Source organism: Enterobacter cloacae complex sp. 309I3, assembly GCF_050031595.1.
GTDB classification, from domain to species: Bacteria; Pseudomonadota; Gammaproteobacteria; order Enterobacterales; family Enterobacteriaceae; genus Enterobacter; species Enterobacter cloacae.
Genome location: NZ_JBLGWI010000001.1, coordinates 915,259 through 934,173 on the forward strand (window position 1 = coordinate 915,259; position 18,915 = coordinate 934,173).

At 57.9% G+C, this 18,915-nt stretch carries 4 protein-coding genes and 1 tRNA gene; 4 read left to right on the top strand and 1 reads right to left on the bottom strand.

Annotated features, from left to right (window positions below; genetic code table 11):
• Nucleotides 1–14: 14 nt before the first annotated feature.
• Nucleotides 15–731 (top strand): class I SAM-dependent methyltransferase, encoded by a 717-nt coding sequence (locus ACQG22_RS04305; RefSeq protein ID WP_013095688.1) that lies wholly within the window; start codon nucleotides 15–17, stop codon nucleotides 729–731.
• On the opposite strand, the gene rnhA is transcribed toward ACQG22_RS04305, so the two are convergent.
• Entirely contained in the window at nucleotides 732–1,199 is a 468-nt protein-coding gene (rnhA, locus tag ACQG22_RS04310) for a ribonuclease HI (protein WP_100168786.1), read from the bottom strand.
• A 64-nt stretch (nucleotides 1,200–1,263) separates the two neighbouring features.
• Between rnhA and dnaQ the strand changes: the two genes are divergently transcribed.
• The 3 genes from dnaQ (at nucleotide 1,264) to ACQG22_RS04325 (ending at nucleotide 18,892) form a co-directional block, all read left to right on the top strand.
• Nucleotides 1,264–1,995 carry a DNA polymerase III subunit epsilon gene (dnaQ, locus tag ACQG22_RS04315; RefSeq protein WP_013095690.1) on the top strand — a complete coding sequence of 244 codons (732 nt, stop codon included), beginning with the start codon at nucleotides 1,264–1,266 and terminating at the stop codon, nucleotides 1,993–1,995.
• A gap of 130 nt (nucleotides 1,996–2,125) precedes the next feature.
• Nucleotides 2,126–2,202: transfer RNA gene (locus ACQG22_RS04320), tRNA-Asp, on the top strand.
• Between the two features lie 478 nt (nucleotides 2,203–2,680).
• A complete protein-coding gene (locus tag ACQG22_RS04325) occupies nucleotides 2,681–18,892 on the top strand; it encodes an Ig-like domain-containing protein (protein WP_369706917.1) in 16,212 nt (5,403 codons plus the stop codon).
• Nucleotides 18,893–18,915: the final 23 nt, after the last annotated feature.

Sequence of the window (18,915 nt, forward strand, 5' to 3'; positions counted from 1 at the left end):
TGGCGGGTGTTTTGATGAAACCGGCAAGGATACCTCAGACTGTCGCAGCACCGGAACGTTGGGCGGAATTGCCCTGGGGTGAATACTATCGCGAGGCGTTAGAACTACAGCTTAAGCCCTGGCTCGCGAAAATGTATGGCTTTCACCTGCTTAAGATTGGCAATCTCAGCGCGGAAATCAATACCGAAAGCTGCGCTATCTCACATCAGGTCCATGTCTCTCTCGGCGGATCGCCCGTTCAGGTGAAGGCAGACCCTTTACATCTGCCGTTTGCGGAAAAGTCGGTTGATGCGTGCCTGCTGGCGCATACGATACCCTGGTGCAGCGATCCTCATCGCATGCTGCGTGAAGCCGATCGCGTGCTGATAGATGACGGCTGGCTGGTGATAAGCGGGTTTAATCCGCTGAGCCTGATGGGGCTGCGCAAGCTGGTGCCCGTATTACGCCGCACTCCTCCTTATAACAGCCGGATGTTCACCATGATGCGCCAGCTGGACTGGCTTTCGCTGCTGAATTTTGAAGTGCTCAGCTACGGCGGATTTCAGGTACTGCCCTGGGCCAGAAAAGGGGGCGTTTTGCTGAGTACCCATTTGCCCGCATTAGGCTGCATGCAGTTTATCGTTGCGCGTAAGCGAACCATTCCTCTGACGCTTAACCCGATGAAGCAGAGCAAAACCAAAACGCCGATCCGCCAGACCGTGGGGGCCACGCGGCAGTACAGAAAACCGTAATCAGGAGTCAGGCTGATAGCCCGCGTCCTCATGTGCCGGGTTAGCGGCCGCCGTTCGCGCCAGTTCATCGCAGCGCTCGTTTTCCGGGTGGCCGGCATGGCCTTTTACCCATTCCCACTTAATATTATGCTGGCCCAGCGCCGCATCCAGCCGTTTCCAGAGATCGACATTCTTGACGGGCTTCTTATCTGCCGTCTTCCAGCCGCGTTTTTTCCAGTTGTGGATCCACTGGGTGATCCCCTGGCGCACGTACTGGCTGTCGGTACTGAGCACCACGTCACAATGTTCTTTTAAGGCTTCCAGCGCCACGATGGCCGCCATCAACTCCATGCGGTTGTTGGTGGTCAGGAAATACCCTTCACTAAAAGTTTTTTCGTGCTGACGATAGCGCATAATCGCGCCATAGCCGCCAGGCCCTGGGTTACCGAGACAAGATCCATCGGTGAAAATTTCTACCTGTTTACGCATCTCTGGTAGACTTCCTGTATTTGAAACGTTCAGTTAAACGATAAGTCTGACATAAATGACCGCTATGAGCACTGCAATTACTCGCCAGATTGTTCTTGATACCGAAACCACCGGTATGAACCAGATCGGCGCGCACTACGAAGGGCACAAGATCATTGAGATCGGTGCTGTTGAAGTGGTGAACCGTCGTCTGACGGGGAACAACTTCCACGTCTATCTCAAACCCGATCGGCTGGTGGATCCCGAAGCGTTCGGCGTTCATGGTATTGCCGATGAGTTCTTGCTGGATAAACCGACCTTCGCGGAGGTGGCGGACGAATTTCTGGACTACATTAAAGGCGCAGAGCTCGTCATTCACAACGCCTCGTTCGATATCGGCTTTATGGACTACGAGTTTAGTAAGCTCCAGCGCGATATCCCCAAAACGAACACCTTCTGCAAGGTCACTGACAGCCTGGCGCTGGCCAGGAAGATGTTCCCCGGCAAGCGTAACAGCCTCGATGCGCTCTGTTCACGTTATGAAATAGACAACACCAAGCGAACGCTGCACGGGGCATTGCTCGATGCCCAGATCCTGGCGGATGTCTATCTGGCGATGACCGGCGGTCAAACGTCAATGAAGTTCAGCATGGAGAATGAATCTCAGCAGACGCAGGGCGAAGCGGGAATTCAGCGTGTTGTTCGCCAGGCCAGCCGCTTGCGGGTTGTTTTAGCGAGTGATGAAGAGCTTCTCAACCACGAATCTCGTCTGGATCTGGTCCAGAAGAAGGGCGGAAGCTGTATGTGGCGTGCGTAAGGCATGCCAGAATGCCTGTAAAATCACCGTTCGGGTGATTTTTGCAGCAAACGATTCAAAACGTGAGAAAAAGCGTTGACGAGTTCAGAGGCAAACCGTAATATGCGCCTCGTTCCCAAGGGAACACAGCGGAGCGGTAGTTCAGTCGGTTAGAATACCTGCCTGTCACGCAGGGGGTCGCGGGTTCGAGTCCCGTCCGTTCCGCCACTATTCAGGCCCACGTTATTTATAACGTGGGCCTTTTTCATTTCTGCGTTTCCTCAATCCTGAATTTCTCTCGTCTACCCGGCCCGCTGCTGTCGTCACGCGGTGAACGGCTGAGTTCCTGTTTAATTGATTTTTAATTAAAAATCTCATTCTGTTATTTTTATTAAAATAATCAATTTGATTTATTATTCTTTTCGTGTAAGTTCTTAACCGCTAATTATTCTTTTCCTCCTCCTTCCTTGTTCACTCATTAATAGCTTTTTGATGTCAACTATTCCTAATGCGGCGTAGAGCGTTGCGTGGTTTTTTCCTACCCATATAAAGAGGTCAGACATGATAGTTTTAAGCATCATGTCGATGAACCCTGTGGACATGAATTATCTCAGAAAGGTTTCAACGTAAGGTAGTTCAGGGTGTATCAACAAAAAAGTTTATATATCCACAATTTAGTGAGTGAAATTCACCAAGGACTTTAAGTATGACGGACAATAAAGTCATTTTAGCGGTCAATAACGGAGACGGAAAAACTCGGTTGTTGACCGCAGATGCAGGCCGGACGGTTAAGGTAAAACTTATCCCCGGCAATAAATATTTATTGAAGAATATTAACGACGACTTCGCTCCAGAAAATATTACGCTGCAGCGCGTAGACAAGGCGCTGCACATTATCCAGGAAGGCGATACACAGCCAAGCATAATTATTGAAGATTACTTCAATGGTGATCCTAACAACCCGGTGCTGATGGGCATGGCGGAAGATGGATTACTCTACGCCTATGTTCCTCTGTCGGGCGAAAGCTACGACACCGGCTATCTGATGGCTGACGGCAGCATGTCTCCTGTGGCGTTAGGCGGAGAACCGTTAGGCGCGGGTGGGCCTCTTCTGACGGCCCCGGATGACGACAACGACATGCTGTTTGGCATGCTGGGATGGTTTGCACTTGCGGCGGCGGGTGTAGGGGCTGCTTTCGCGCTGTCTGAGATGGACAAGGACGACGGCGATAACCACTCCACGCCTGATAAGCCGAGCATCGGCACCACAATGGATGATGAAGGCTCAATCAAAGGCCCGTTAAAATCAGGTGATACGACCGATGACTCAACGCCGACGCTGACTGGTAAAGGTAAGCCTGGTGACACCATCCATATCTACGATAACGACAAAGAGATTGGCTCCGTTATCGTTGATGATGAAGGCGAGTGGAGCTATACGCCTGATAAGCCACTGGGCGAAGGCGAGCACGAGCTGACCGTCGTGGAAAAAGATCCTGACGGCAACGCGAGTCCTCCATCAGACCCGATTGTCATCGTCGTTGATACGGTTGCGCCAAAAGCGCCGACGATTGAACACATCATGGACAAAGTGGGTAAAACCACCGGTGAAATTCATGATGATGCTTACACCGACGATCCACAACCAGAAATGAGCGGCACCGGTGAAGCTGGCGCAACGATCGCGATTTACGATAACGGTAAAAAGATCGGCGAAACCACCGTTAACGAGGATGGCCGTTGGTATTTCAAACCGTCCGAAAACCTCACTGACGGTAGCCACAGCATCACGGTCAGCCAGACGGATAAAGCGGGTAACGTCAGCGAACCGTCTGATGAGCGTGATTTTATTGTATTGACTGAACCTCCGGGAAAAGCAGAAACGCCTGAGGTGATTGACAATACCGGTCCGGTAACCGGTCCGCTCAAACCGGGCGATGTGACGGATGACAGTCAGCCTTCTTTCAGTGGAGAGGGAACACCGGGCAATACCATCATTATCAAAGACAATGATAAAGAGATCGGCTCGGTTATCGTCGACGACGAAGGTAAATGGTCATTTACACCTAAGGATGAACTTGCCGAGGGTGAACATAATGTCGTGGTCGTTGAGGAAGATCCGCTCGGCAATGAAGGCGATCCTTCCGATCCGATTCAGATTATTGTGGATACCACGCCGCCAGCCAAACCGGATATGGCCGATGCCCAGGATAATACCGGGCCGATTACGGGCCAGCTGAAAGGCGGTGACGTCACGGATGAAACCCGTCCGGTATTCAGCGGTAAAGGCGAACCGGGCGACACCGTGACCATTTATGATGGTGACGAGGTGCTTGGCACAACCGTTATTGACGATAAAGGCAACTGGACGCTGAAACCAGAGAAACCGCTGGGTGAAGGCGATCACAGCATCACCGTTACGCAGACGGATAAGGCGGGCAATACCAGCGACCCCTCGGAAGCGCTGGAGTTTGAAGTTGACACTACCGCGCCTGATGCTTCAGCAAATGTTCTGAATATTACCGCCGTTGCGGATGACGTAGGCGATCGTCAGGGCAATGTAGCCAGCGGTGACATCACCGATGACAGCAAACCGCTCATCAGTGGTATCGGTGAAGCCGGGAACACCGTCTTTGTCTACACCACCGACTCTTCCGGCAAACACCTGATTGGTACAGCGGTGGTAGGCAGTGATGGCACCTGGAGCCTGACACCAGAAACCCCACTGACGGAAGGCCTGAACAAGCTGACCCTGGAGACGCAGGACCCGGCGGGCAACCGCGTTGCCGGTGAAGCGCCGTCTTACGACATCAATCTGCTGATCCCGGTGAGTACTGCACCGTCCATCAACAGCGTTGTGGACAACGCCGAGCCGCACGTCGGCCCAATGCAGAAAGGCGAATCCACCAACGACACCACCCCAACCCTGAGCGGCAGCGCTGCACTGGGCGACATTGTGTCTATCCTCGACAACGGGAAAGTGATTGGTACCGTCACGGCGGACAGTAACGGGAAGTGGGCGTTCACCCCGGATACCGCGCTGGCGGATGGCAAGCACACCTTCACCGTCACGGCGACTGACGCAGCGGGCAACGCACGCACCAGCGGCAGCTTCCCGATCGTGATTGACACTGCGGCACCGTCTCCGGCAGAAAATATCGTTATCAATGATAACGTGGGCGACAAGCAGGGGCCGGTAGGTCCAGGCGACACCACCGACGATCAGTCCCCGACCCTGAGCGGCGAAGCCGAGCCGGGCAGCGTGGTGGACATCTATGATAACGACGAGAAGATCGGTTCCGTCATCGTTGATGACGAAGGTAAATGGTCCTATACGCCAGACACGCCTCTGGCTAAAGGCGATCATGAGATCACCACTACCGTGACCGATCCGTCTGGCAACACCAGTGAACCGTCTCCTGGGATCTCCTTCACCGTCGATCCGGATCCAAACCAGGTGACCGTGGGTGAAGTGGTGGATGACGAGGGCCCGATCGTGGGCAACCTGAAGCCAGGCACCGTGACCGATGACGCACGTCCTGAACTGAGCGGTAAAGGTAAGCCGGGCAGCACCGTAACCATCATGGATGGCGACGATGTACTGGGCTCCACCGTGGTGGATCCGGATGGCAACTGGACCTTTACCCCTGAACAGGATCTGGCCGATGGCGATCACAGCCTGACCGTGATTTCCAAAGACCCGGCCGGAAACGAGGTGACCTCTCCGTCCTTTGATATTACCGTTGATGCGACCGCCCCGGAAAAACCTGTACTCGGATCCGCAACGGATGATGTGGGAACAATTCGTGGCGATCTGAGCAACGGCGGCACCACCGACGACGCAAACCCAACCTTCAACGGCTCTGCAGAGCCGGGCAGCCGTGTCGATATTTATGACAACGGTGAGCATATTGGTTCAACGATTGCGGACGACAACGGTGCCTGGCAGTTCACGCCAACTACACCTCTGCCAGAAGGTGAGCACCATATCACCACCACCGCAACGGATGAAGCGGGCAACACCGGTCCGGAATCGGATGATTTTGTGCTGGTGACCGACTACACCCCACCAGTGGCAAGCAGCGATGTACTGAACATTACGTCCGTAATGGATGATGTCGGCGGCCGTCAGGGTAACGTGGCCAGCGGTGAAATCACCGATGACAGCAAACCGGTTATCAATGGTATTGGTGAAGCGGGCAGCACCGTCTTTGTTTACAGCACGGATGCTAACGGCAAACATCTGCTGGGCTCAGCTGTGGTCAACAGTGAAGGCAACTGGACGCTGGCACTGGATACACCGCTGGTGGAAGGGCTTAATCAGCTGACGCTGGAAACCCAGGACGCAGTAGGCAACCGCGTAGTGGGTGAAGCACCGTCTTACGACATTACCGTTCTGATCCCGGTCAGCACCGAGCCGTCCATCAACAGCGTTGTGGACAACGCCGAGCCGCACGTCGGCCCAATGCAGAAAGGCGAAACCACCAACGACACCACCCCAACCCTGAGCGGCAGCGCTGCACCGGGCGACGTTGTGTCTATCCTCGACAACGGGAAAGTGATTGGCACCGTCAAGGCGGACAGCAGCGGTAAGTGGTCGTTCACCCCGGATACCGCGCTGGCGGATGGTCAGCACACCTTCACCGTCACGGCGACTGACGCAGCGGGCAACGCGCGCACCAGCGGTACCTTCCCGATCGTGATCGATACTGCGGCACCGTCTCCGGCAGAAAATATCGTTATCAATGATAACGTGGGCGACAAGCAGGGGCCGGTAGGTCCAGGCGACACCACCGACGATCAGTCCCCGACCCTGAGCGGCGAAGCCGAGCCGGGCAGCGTGGTGGACATCTATGACAACGACGAGAAGATCGGTTCCGTCATCGTTGATGACGAAGGTAAATGGTCCTATACGCCAGATAAGCCTCTGGCTAAAGGCGATCATGAGATCACCACCACCGTAACCGATCCGTCTGGCAACACCAGTGAACCGTCTCCGGGGATCTCCTTCACCGTCGATCCGGATCCAAACCAGGTTACCGTGGGTGAAGTGGTGGATGACCAGGGCCCGATCGTGGGCAACCTGAAGCCAGGCACCGTGACCGATGACGCACGTCCTGAACTGAGCGGTAAAGGTAAGCCAGGCAGCACCGTGACCATCATGGATGGCGACGATGTACTGGGCTCCACCGTGGTGGATCCGGACGGCAACTGGACCTTCACTCCTGAACAGGATCTGGCCGATGGCGATCACAGCCTGACCGTGATTTCCAAAGACCCGGCCGGAAACGACGTGACCTCTCCGTCCTTTGATATCTCTGTCGATACCGTGGCACCGGAAAAACCGGTTATTGGTGTTGCGACTGATGACGTCGGCTCCAGCCGTGGCGATCTGAGCAGCGGTAGCACCACCGATGATGCGAACCCAACCTTTAAAGGTTCCGCAGAGCCGGGCAGCCGTGTCGATATCTATGATAACGGGGAGCTGATTGGTTCTACCATGGTGGACGAAAATGGCGGCTGGCAATTTACGCCAACCACCGCGCTGCCAGAGGGTGAGCACCATATCACCACTACCGCAACCGATAAGGCCGGTAACACGGGTCCGGAATCAGATGATTTTGTACTGATCACCGACTACACCGCGCCTGACGCCAGCAAAGTGGCGATCACCGAAGTCTACGACGACGTGAACACCGCTGGCGTGATTGCCTCCGGCGAAGAAACCGACGACAACCGTCCGCTGATCAAGGGGACGGGCGCAGAGCCGGGCAACACCATCACCGTCTACAACGGCGACAAGGTGATTGGCACCGCGAAAGTGCAGGCCGACGGCACCTGGTCCCTGGAGCCGACCACGCCGCTGCCGGACGGGAAGTACACCCTGACGGCGAAAGAGACCGACGGCGTGGGCAACGTCTCCGGTCCGTCCGGTGAGTACATCATCAACGTGGCCACCGTACCGCCGCAGGCACCGACGCTGGATACCGTCTATGACGACGTGGCCCCGCATGCGGACTACCTGCAGAAGGGCGATGTCACCAACGACACCACCCCGACCCTGAGCGGCAGCAGCGGCGTGGCGGGCGGCACCATCAGTATCTACGACAACGGTCGTCTGATTGGCACCACCTCCGTGGCCGGCAACGGCAGCTGGAGCTTCACGCCGGATACGGCGCTGGCTGACGGCAGCCATAACTTCACCGCCACCGTCACCGACGGCGTGGGCCGCACCAGTGAGCCAACCGGCGGCTTCGGTATCGTTATCGATACAAAAGCCCCGGACGCGGCCTCTGACCTGCTGGTCACCGACAACGTCGGTGCGTACCAGGGCCCGGTCGTGAGCGGCGACACCACCGATGACAACACCCCGACCCTGAGCGGTAAGGCCGAGCCGGGCAGCACGGTGAACATCATCGATAACGGCCAGGTCATCGGCACCGCGAAGGTGAACCCGGACGGCACCTGGAGCTACACTCCGGACCAGCCGCTGGCGAACGGCGCACACGACCTGACCACCACCGTCACCGATCCGTCGGGCAACACCGGGCCGGAAGGCTCGCACGTGGTCATCACCGTTGACGTGGTCCCGGGCAAGGTGGAAATCACCGCCGTGACCGATGACACCGGCAGCGTGACCGGCAGCCTGTCGCAGGGCGCGCTCACCGACGACACCCGTCCGCAAATCAGCGGCACGGCGAAGGCGGGCAGCACCGTGACCATCATGGACGGCAGCAACGTGCTGGGCACCACCACCGCGGGCGCGGACGGCACCTGGAGCTTCACGCCGAGCGTGGACCTGGGCCGCGGCGACCACACCTTCACCGCCACGGCGAAGGACCCGATGGGCAATGAGTCGAGCAGCAGCAGCTGGACCGTGACCATCGACACCGATGCACCGGTGAAACCGACCATCGACGCGGCGCTGGACGACGTGGGCAGCGTGCAGGGTAACCTGGCGAACGGCGGCACCACCGACGATCCGACCCCGACCCTGAGCGGCAAGGCGGAAGCGGGCAGCACCGTGAAGATCTACGATCAGAACGGCCTGCTGGGCGAAGTGACGGCGAAGGCCGACGGCACCTGGAGCTTCTCGCCGGTGGCGAAACTGCCGGAAGGCGAGCACCGCTTCCACGTGACGGCCACCGACAAGGCGGGCAACACCAGTGTGGCATCGGACGACTTCGTCCTGACCCTGGACTACACCGCCCCTGATGCGAGCAAGCTGGCGATCACCGAAGTCTATGACGACGTGAACACCGCAGGCGTGATTGCCTCCGGCGAAGAAACCGACGACAACCGTCCGCTGATCAAGGGGACGGGCGCAGAGCCGGGCAACACCATCACCGTCTACAACGGCGACAAGGTGATTGGCACCGCGAAAGTGCAGGCCGACGGCACCTGGTCCCTGGAGCCGACCACGCCGCTGCCGGACGGGAAGTACACCCTGACGGCGAAAGAGACCGACGGCGTGGGCAATGTCTCCGGTCCGTCCGGTGAGTACATCATCAACGTGGCCACCGTACCGCCGCAGGCACCGACGCTGGACACCGTCTATGACGACGTGGCCCCGCATGCGGACTACCTGCAGAAGGGCGATGTCACCAACGACACCACCCCGACCCTGAGCGGCAGCAGCGGCGTGGCGGGCGGCACCATCAGTATCTACGACAACGGTCGTCTGATTGGCACCACCTCCGTGGCCGGCAACGGCAGCTGGAGCTTCACGCCGGATACGGCGCTGGCAGACGGCAGCCATAACTTCACCGCCACCGTCACCGACGGCGTGGGCCGCACCAGTGAGCCAACCGGCGGCTTCGGTATCGTTATCGATACAAAAGCCCCGGACGCGGCCTCTGACCTGCTGGTCACCGACAACGTCGGCGCCTACCAGGGCCCGGTCGTGAGCGGCGACACCACCGATGACAACACCCCGACCCTGAGCGGTAAGGCCGAGCCGGGCAGCACGGTGAACATCATCGACAACGGCCAGGTCATCGGCACCGCGAAGGTGAACCCGGACGGTACCTGGAGCTACACCCCGGACCAGCCGCTGGCGAACGGCGCACACGACCTGACCACCACCGTCACCGATCCGTCGGGCAACACCGGGCCGGAAGGCTCGCACGTGGTCATCACCGTTGACGTGGTCCCGGGCAAGGTGGAAATCACCGCCGTGACCGACGACACCGGCAGCGTGACCGGCAGCCTGTCGCAGGGCGCGCTCACCGATGACACCCGTCCGCAAATCAGCGGCACGGCGAAGGCGGGCAGCACCGTGACCATCATGGACGGCAGCAACGTGCTGGGCACCACCACCGCGGGCGCGGACGGCACCTGGAGCTTCACGCCGAGCGTGGACCTGGGCCGCGGGGACCACACCTTCACCGCCACGGCGAAGGACCCGATGGGTAACGAGTCGAGCAGCAGCAGCTGGACCGTGACCATCGACACCGATGCGCCGGTGAAACCGACCATCGACGCGGCGCTGGACGACGTGGGCAGCGTGCAGGGTAACCTGGCGAACGGCGGCACCACCGACGATCCGACCCCGACCCTGAGCGGCAAGGCGGAAGCGGGCAGCACCGTGAAGATCTACGATCAGAACGGCCTGCTGGGCGAAGTGACGGCGAAGGCCGACGGCACCTGGAGCTTCTCGCCGGTGGCGAAACTGCCGGAAGGCGAGCACCGCTTCCACGTGACGGCCACCGACAAGGCGGGCAACACCAGTGTGGCATCGGACGACTTCGTCCTGACCCTGGACTACACCGCCCCTGACGCGAGCAAGCTGGCGATCACCGAAGTCTATGACGACGTGAACACCGCAGGCGTCATTGCCTCCGGCGAAGAAACCGACGACAACCGTCCGCTGATCAAGGGGACGGGCGCAGAGCCGGGCAACACCATCACCGTGTACAACGGCGACAAGGTGATTGGCACCGCGAAAGTGCAGGCCGACGGCACCTGGTCCCTGGAGCCGACCACGCCGCTGCCGGACGGGAAGTACACCCTGACGGCGAAAGAGACCGACGGCGTGGGCAACGTCTCCGGTCCGTCCGGTGAGTACATCATCAACGTGGCCACCGTACCGCCGCAGGCACCGACGCTGGATACCGTCTATGACGATGTGGCCCCGCATGCGGACTACCTGCAGAAGGGCGATGTCACCAACGACACCACCCCGACCCTGAGCGGCAGCAGCGGCGTGGCGGGCGGTACCATCAGTATCTACGACAACGGTCGTCTGATTGGCACCACCTCCGTGGCCGGCAACGGCAGCTGGAGCTTCACGCCGGATACGGCGCTGGCAGACGGCAGCCATAACTTCACCGCCACCGTCACCGACGGCGTGGGCCGCACCAGTGAGCCAACCGGCGGCTTCGGTATCGTTATCGATACAAAAGCCCCGGACGCGGCCTCTGACCTGCTGGTCACCGACAACGTCGGTGCGTACCAGGGCCCGGTCGTGAGCGGCGACACCACCGATGACAACACCCCGACCCTGAGCGGTAAGGCCGAGCCGGGCAGCACGGTGAACATCATCGATAACGGCCAGGTCATCGGCACCGCGAAGGTGAACCCGGACGGCACCTGGAGCTACACTCCGGACCAGCCGCTGGCGAACGGCGCACACGACCTGACCACCACCGTCACCGATCCGTCGGGCAACACCGGGCCGGAAGGCTCGCACGTGGTCATCACCGTTGACGTGGTCCCGGGCAAGGTGGAAATCACCGCCGTGACCGACGACACCGGCAGCGTGACCGGCAGCCTGTCGCAGGGCGCGCTCACCGACGACACCCGTCCGCAAATCAGCGGCACGGCGAAGGCGGGCAGCACCGTGACCATCATGGACGGCAGCAACGTGCTGGGCACCACCACCGCGGGCGCGGACGGCACCTGGAGCTTCACGCCGAGCGTGGACCTGGGCCGCGGCGACCACACCTTCACCGCCACGGCGAAAGACCCGATGGGCAATGAGTCGAGCAGCAGCAGCTGGACCGTGACCATCGACACCGATGCGCCGGTGAAACCGACCATCGACGCGGCGCTGGACGACGTGGGCAGCGTGCAGGGTAACCTGGCGAACGGCGCCACCACCGACGATCCGACCCCGACCCTGAGCGGCAAGGCGGAAGCGGGCAGCACCGTGAAGATCTACGATCAGAACGGCCTGCTGGGCGAAGTGACGGCGAAAGCCGACGGCACCTGGAGCTTCTCACCGGTGGCGAAACTGCCGGAAGGCGAACACCGCTTCCACGTGACGGCCACCGACAAGGCGGGCAACACCAGTGTGGCATCGGACGACTTCGTCCTGACCCTGGACTTCACCGCCCCGGACGTGAGCAAAGTGAGCATTACCGATGTGGTGGATGACTTTGGTTCCGTGACCGGATCGATTGCTTCGGGTGGTAAGACGGACGATAACACGCCGTTGATCAAGGGGACGGGCGCAGAGCCGGGCAACACCATCACCGTCTACAACGGCGACAAGGTGATCGGCACCGCGAAAGTACAGGCTGACGGCACCTGGGAACTTCAGGTCACGAAAGCCCTGCCTGACGGGACGTACAACCTGACGGTGAAAGAGACCGACAGCGTGGGTAACACCACGGCGGCATCACCGGAATACATTATTCAGATCGATGCTGGCGGTCAGCCGCTGCCACCGACCCTGAGCAGTGTGGAAGATGATGTTGCGCCGCATACCGGCCCATTACAAAAGGATGCGACAACCAACGACAACACCCTGTTGTTGACGGGTACGGCTGAAGCCGGTGTCACGGTTCGCATTTATGGCGGCCCGAACGGTACCACCCTGCTGGGTGAAACCAAGGCCGATGCCCAGGGCAAATGGAGCTTCAATACGCCGAAACTGGCGGACGGCGTTCATACGTTTGTCGCGGAAGCGATTAACGACATTGGCCAGGTAAGCCCACAGACTGGCGGCTTCCCAATCACGGTCGATACCAGCGCGCCGGGTGAGGTCACTGGCTTTATCGTGAGCGATAACGAAGGTCCGCAGACCGGTACATTGTCCAATGGCGATACCACTGACGATGCGACACCGACGATCAGCGGTAAAGCAGAGCCAGGCAGCGTTGTTCACATCTATGTGAATGGTCAGGAAAACGGTACTGCGGTTGCAGACGCGAACGGTAACTGGACTTACACCACCGGTTCTCTGGTGGATGGAGAATACACCTTCACCGCGCGTGCTGAAGATTCAGCAGGCAACCTGGGGGCTGAAAATGCCGGAGTCACCGTCACGCTTGATACCTCCAGCGTTCCGGTCACCATCGTCCGCGTAATGGATGATAAAGGCAGCGTCACGGGTGACCTGAAGGCGAACGACGTCACTGACGACGCGCGTCCGGAAATCATCGGTAAGGCGAAAGCAGGCAGCACTGTCACCATCATGGATGGCAACGTGGTGTTGGGCAGCGTCAAGGCCGATGCCAGTGGCAACTGGGTATTTACGCCTACCAGCGATCTGGGCGATGGTGTACACAACATTACGGCAATCGCGAAAGATCTGACGGGTAACGAGGATACCTCCAGCACCTTCAGCTTCGAAATTGACAGTAAAGCACCGAACCGTCCGAGTATCGATTACGCGGAAGATCAGGTGGGAACGATCAAGGACGATCTGAACAGCAACGATGTCACTGACGATCCGCAGCCAATCCTGCACGGTACGGCTGAAGCGGGCAGCACCGTCAATATTTACACCGTTGACGGCACCCTGCTGGGTTCAGTCACCGCGAACAGCAACGGGGCATGGAACTTCAAACCGGGCAGCAAGTTACCGGAAGGCAAAAACACCTTCTACGTGACGGCCACGGATGAAGCCGGCAACGTCAGTGACAAGTCTGCGGACTTTATTCTGACTACCGACTACACCGCGCCGGATGCGAGCAAAGTGACCATTGATTCCGTAACGGATAACGTGGGTAACGTTCAGGGTATTGTTGCAGATGGCGGGGTACTGGATGACTCACGTCCGGTGATCCGTGGCTCTGGTGCTGAAACGGGCAACGTCATTACCGTCTATACCACCGACAAAGACGGCAACACGAAAGTGTTGGGCACGACCAAAGTGGATCAGAATGGCAAATGGGAACTGACGCCATCTGAGTCTCTTTACGGTGATTCAATCAACAAACTGACCGTGACGGAAACCGATAGTGTTGGCAACGTGGCGAAACCGGCTGACAGCTATGACGTCATTATGTCTGACACCCCGAATGCGCCAGCGATTGTTAACGTCCTGGATGATACTGGCACAACTGTTATCAATCTGGCCGACAATGCGTTGACCAAAGATGACACGCCGACCCTGAAAGGGACTGCGGATGGTGTTGCAGGCGATACCATCACCATCTACAACGGTAGTCAGGTTGTGGGTAAAACAACGCTGAACAGCGATGGCACCTGGAGCTTTACGCCATCACCAGCGCTGGCTGATGGTAACTATATCTTTACGGTGACCAATACCAACAGCGCGGGTCAGGAGAGCGATCGTAGTGGTTCGTTCACCCTCACTATTGACTCAACAGCACCAAATCCGGTTTCCGGTTTACAGGTGGCTGACGATCAGGGGGCCTGGAAAGGTCAGTTAACCGACGGTATGACCACCGACGACAACAAACCGACCTTCACGGGTAAAGCAGAGCAGGGTAGCACGGTCACTATCTACGATAACGGCCAGGCGATTGGTTCAGTTGTTGTGACTAACACTGATGGTAGCTGGCAGTACACGCCAACCACGCCATTAGCAGATGGTGAACACCAGTTTGCGACCCAGGTAACGGATCCGGCGGGTAACGCGAGCGCGATCGTTGACGATATCACCGTTAACGTCTCCACGGGCGCAAGCTATCTGCAACTGCTGCAGGTGGTGGATGATGTCCAGGAAACGGGCGGCTCACGCGTGCTTCGCGAGGGTGAAGTCACCAACGACAGCCAGGTACAGCTGGTTGGTAAGGCGACGGCAGGCAGCACCATTATCATCACTGACGTCGGTGGCGTTCAGCTTGGCACGGTGAAAGCAGATGCCAACGGTGACTGGGAATTCACGCCGCTGAGCAGCCTGAGTGATGGCGCGCATACGCTGCGTATTACCGGGACCGATCCGTCAAATAACCCGCTCACCCCGATTGACTTCGATCTGGTGGTGGACACGGTTGCGCCTGTTGCGCCGGTTATCACAAACGTGCTGGATGATGTGAACCCTGTTCAAGGTTCCGTTGCTCACGGCAAGCCTACCAACGACACCACGCCGGAAATCACCGGTACGGCGGAGAAGGGAAGCACGGTCAATGTGTACCATCAGGTGGATGCGACCACGCGTATTCTGCTGGGTACCGCCGTTGCCGATAGCACGACGGGCCTGTGGACGCTGCAGATCACTGACGCGAACAAGCTGACTGAAGGCACCTGGAATCTGGTGGCAACCTCCACGGATGCGGCTGGCAACATCAGCACGCCGAGCAACACCTGGACGATTGTTGTCGATACCACCGTGTCTGACGCGGTTATCAATATCAGCTCTATTTCAGAAGACCGGGGGGCATCAGATACTGACTTCATCACCAGCGATAACACGCTGTTGATTAACGGTCAGCTGACGAAAGCCCTGCAGGCGGACGAATGGGTTGAGATTAGCCTCGACAACGGTGCAACCTGGACGCGTGCCTCAACGGTGACCAGTACATCCTGGACTGTGGATATGCAGAACACGCCGCTGAATGATGGTGCTTACACCATTCAGGCTCGCGTGGTGGATAACGCCGGTAACGTTGGCAGCACTGATTCTCAGGCGCTGCAGGTGGCAACAGGCGGCAGTGACATGAATGGTCTGTCTACGACCACCAAAGTCACCACCGATACCAGCCATGGTCTGACGACCGGTGATCACTTCAGCCATGCTGCGACAGCAACTAACAGCGACATGGTCACCCGTGACCGTACGGTGACCATCAGCGGTAACCTGAGCGCGGCGCTACAGGCGGGTGAGCATCTGCAGATCTCCCTGGATAACGGCAAAACCTGGCAAACGCTGGCACTCAACGGCCAGAGCTGGAGCTATGTACTGCCGGAAGCGACAGCAAGCACCACTCACAGCTTCAAGCTGCAGGTCATTGACGTTGCGGGCAACCCAGGTACGAACACGAAGTTTGCGGATAGCTACAACGTGGTTATCGATCTGGATTCTCCGAACGGTATTACCGGGGCGCCAGATGTGCCGCAGCACACCACCACAGGAGATTCGTTCACCTTCTCCAGTGGTCAATACGGTCGTGTTGAAGCGGGGGCGATTGTCTCGCTGGTGAGTGACGTCAACAACAACGGGACATATCAGGAAGGTCTGGATCAAGTCATTGGCTTCGTGAAGGCTAACGCTGACGGCTCCTGGAGTCTGAATACGTCACTGCCTTCTGGCGCACATAACCTGGCCTTTGTGGTCTGGGATGAAGCGGGTAACCGCTCAAGCATGAGCGCCAGCACCAGTACAGGTGTCACCGAAGGTGGCGGCAGTACGCTGATTGAACAAACCTGGGGGGGAACGACCGATGCGGATAGCCGCGGTCTGAACGCCGCTGCGGTGACCATCAGTCAGGATGGTTTGTGGTCATTCTTCCAGAGTGCTCGTGGCACTTCTGGTACATCGACCGCTAACGCCGGACGTGTCTATGACTCCGTCACGCGTGAAGACTACGATTCAACGTACCTTGCCCAGCCGTCAACCGACAACGGTGCGGGTTACAACGTAGATAGCACGTCATACAGCCGTTATGTTAACTCCGCAGCCTTTGCGGACATTAACCGCGATGGCTATGCCGACGTCATGTCTCAGATCAGTAGTTATAGCAACGCGGGTCGTACCGCCTACTGGCTGCAGAACGCGGACGGTAGTTACTCCGCGAAGGCGCTGGATCAGGGCACCCTGAACCACCTCGGCGGCGTGATTTCCTATGACCGTGAAGGTGATGGCTATCTGGACTTTGTGCTGGGTGACTCCGAAGCAGACTCCATTTCGTTCATCAAAAATACGCAGGGCAAGCTGAGTTACGAGGACAACTCCGGCTTCTCTGACGGACATCCTGGCGGGGCATTGCCAACGTCGCTGAGTGTGCTGCACGAAGTCGGGGCTGTGGATATCGATAACAACGGTACTGTAGATATTACGGCACATATCGACTACAACGGCGCTGGCAACCTCGTCGGCAACAACTCCCGCGGTCTGGGTATCTTGTATAACCAGACTACCGGGACGTCGAACACCAACTTCGGTGAAGTTGGCTACTACGCGAACGTGTTCCGTGACGATGGCCATGAAGACTACGGTAACTTGTCTATCTCCATGACCTATGCGGATTACAACAACGATGGTTGGCTGGATCTGTTCCTGAGCCGTGGTTCGAAGGGTGGCAGTAACAGCGACGAGAGCCGTATCTATCTGAACGATGGTACCGGTAAGCTCAATGCAACGGACAGCCAGGCGCAGTGGTTTGGCGATAACGTTGATGGCGGCACGTCGCTGGCAGTGGACTGGAACCACGACGGTAAGATGGACATCATCGAAGTGCCACGCTCTGGCGTGACTGGCTCGCCGATGTTGTATACCAATACCGGTAGTAACAACTGGGGCGCCAATAAAGTCAGCCTGACAGGTAGCACGACGTTCAACAACATGACGGGTGCCGTCGCACTCGACTATGACTGGGACGGTTCGATGGACCTGGTGCTGTACCGCTCTGGCGCAGATGCTGATGTCGTGGCAAGAGACGACGCGGGACGCACGATGCTGGTGAAAAACACCAATATCGCGGCGGACGGCACGAGCCTGCAGATCCGTATTGTTGACGGCAACGGCATCAATACCTTCTACAGCAACACCGTGAAGTTATACAACTCAGCGGGCGAGCTTGTGGCAACCCAGTTGATTAACCCGCAGTCCTCTGGTTCCAGCAACAGTATGGGTCTGGTGAGCTTCTTCGGGCTGGATCCGAATGAAGTTTACTCCGTGCAGATGCTGCGCATTACCGATGGTAAAGCGGATCACGTTGGCGCAACGAGCAGCATTGGTGGGTACACCAACGGTACGGTAAATGAGAGCTGGGGGGGCCTGACAACAGGTAAAGCCCATGACTCTTACGTACTGACGGCGGAAAGCAGCAATGCGGCGAACAACACCTCCGGAAACAACGGGATCATCGGGACGGGCTATAACGACACCTTCTTCGGTTCTGCAGGCAACGACACCTACAACGGTGGCGGCGGCTGGAACCAGATTGTGAGCGGTAATCCTGTCTGGAGCGAAACTGCCGGTATGGACGTTGTTGACTACAGCCGTTCAACCACTGCGATCAACGCGAACCTGTGGACAGGCACTGCAACCGGTAACGGCACCGATCAGCTCCTCAACATCGAGGGTCTCGTAGGTTCCAGTCAGCAAGATACGTTTACGGATAACTCCGCGAATAACGTGTTTGAAGGACGTGGTGGCAATGACGCCTTCTACCTGGTCAACGGCGGTAACGATACGCTGATGTACAAGGTGTTGGCAGGTCTGAGCAACGACAGCACCGGTGGCAATGGTCATGACACGATCCACGGCTTTAAGGTGGGTAATCTGGTGAAAGACAGTGACGCAGATCTGCTCGATATGAGTGAACTGCTTGACTACAAAGGTTCTATCTCCTTCTTCGAAGACGAAGGAAAACTGGAGCTGGATTACTCCTCCCGCGGCGTACTTGACTACGTCAAGGTGGAAGTTGTGGGTAGTGATACCGTGATCAGTATCGACCGTGACGGTCAGGGCGGACAGCATGGATTTACGCAGGTTGTCACACTGGCTGACGTGCAAACGGATTTGGTGACGCTGCTACAGAATAACCAAATCATGATGTAACCCAGTAAATACCCGCCATCTTC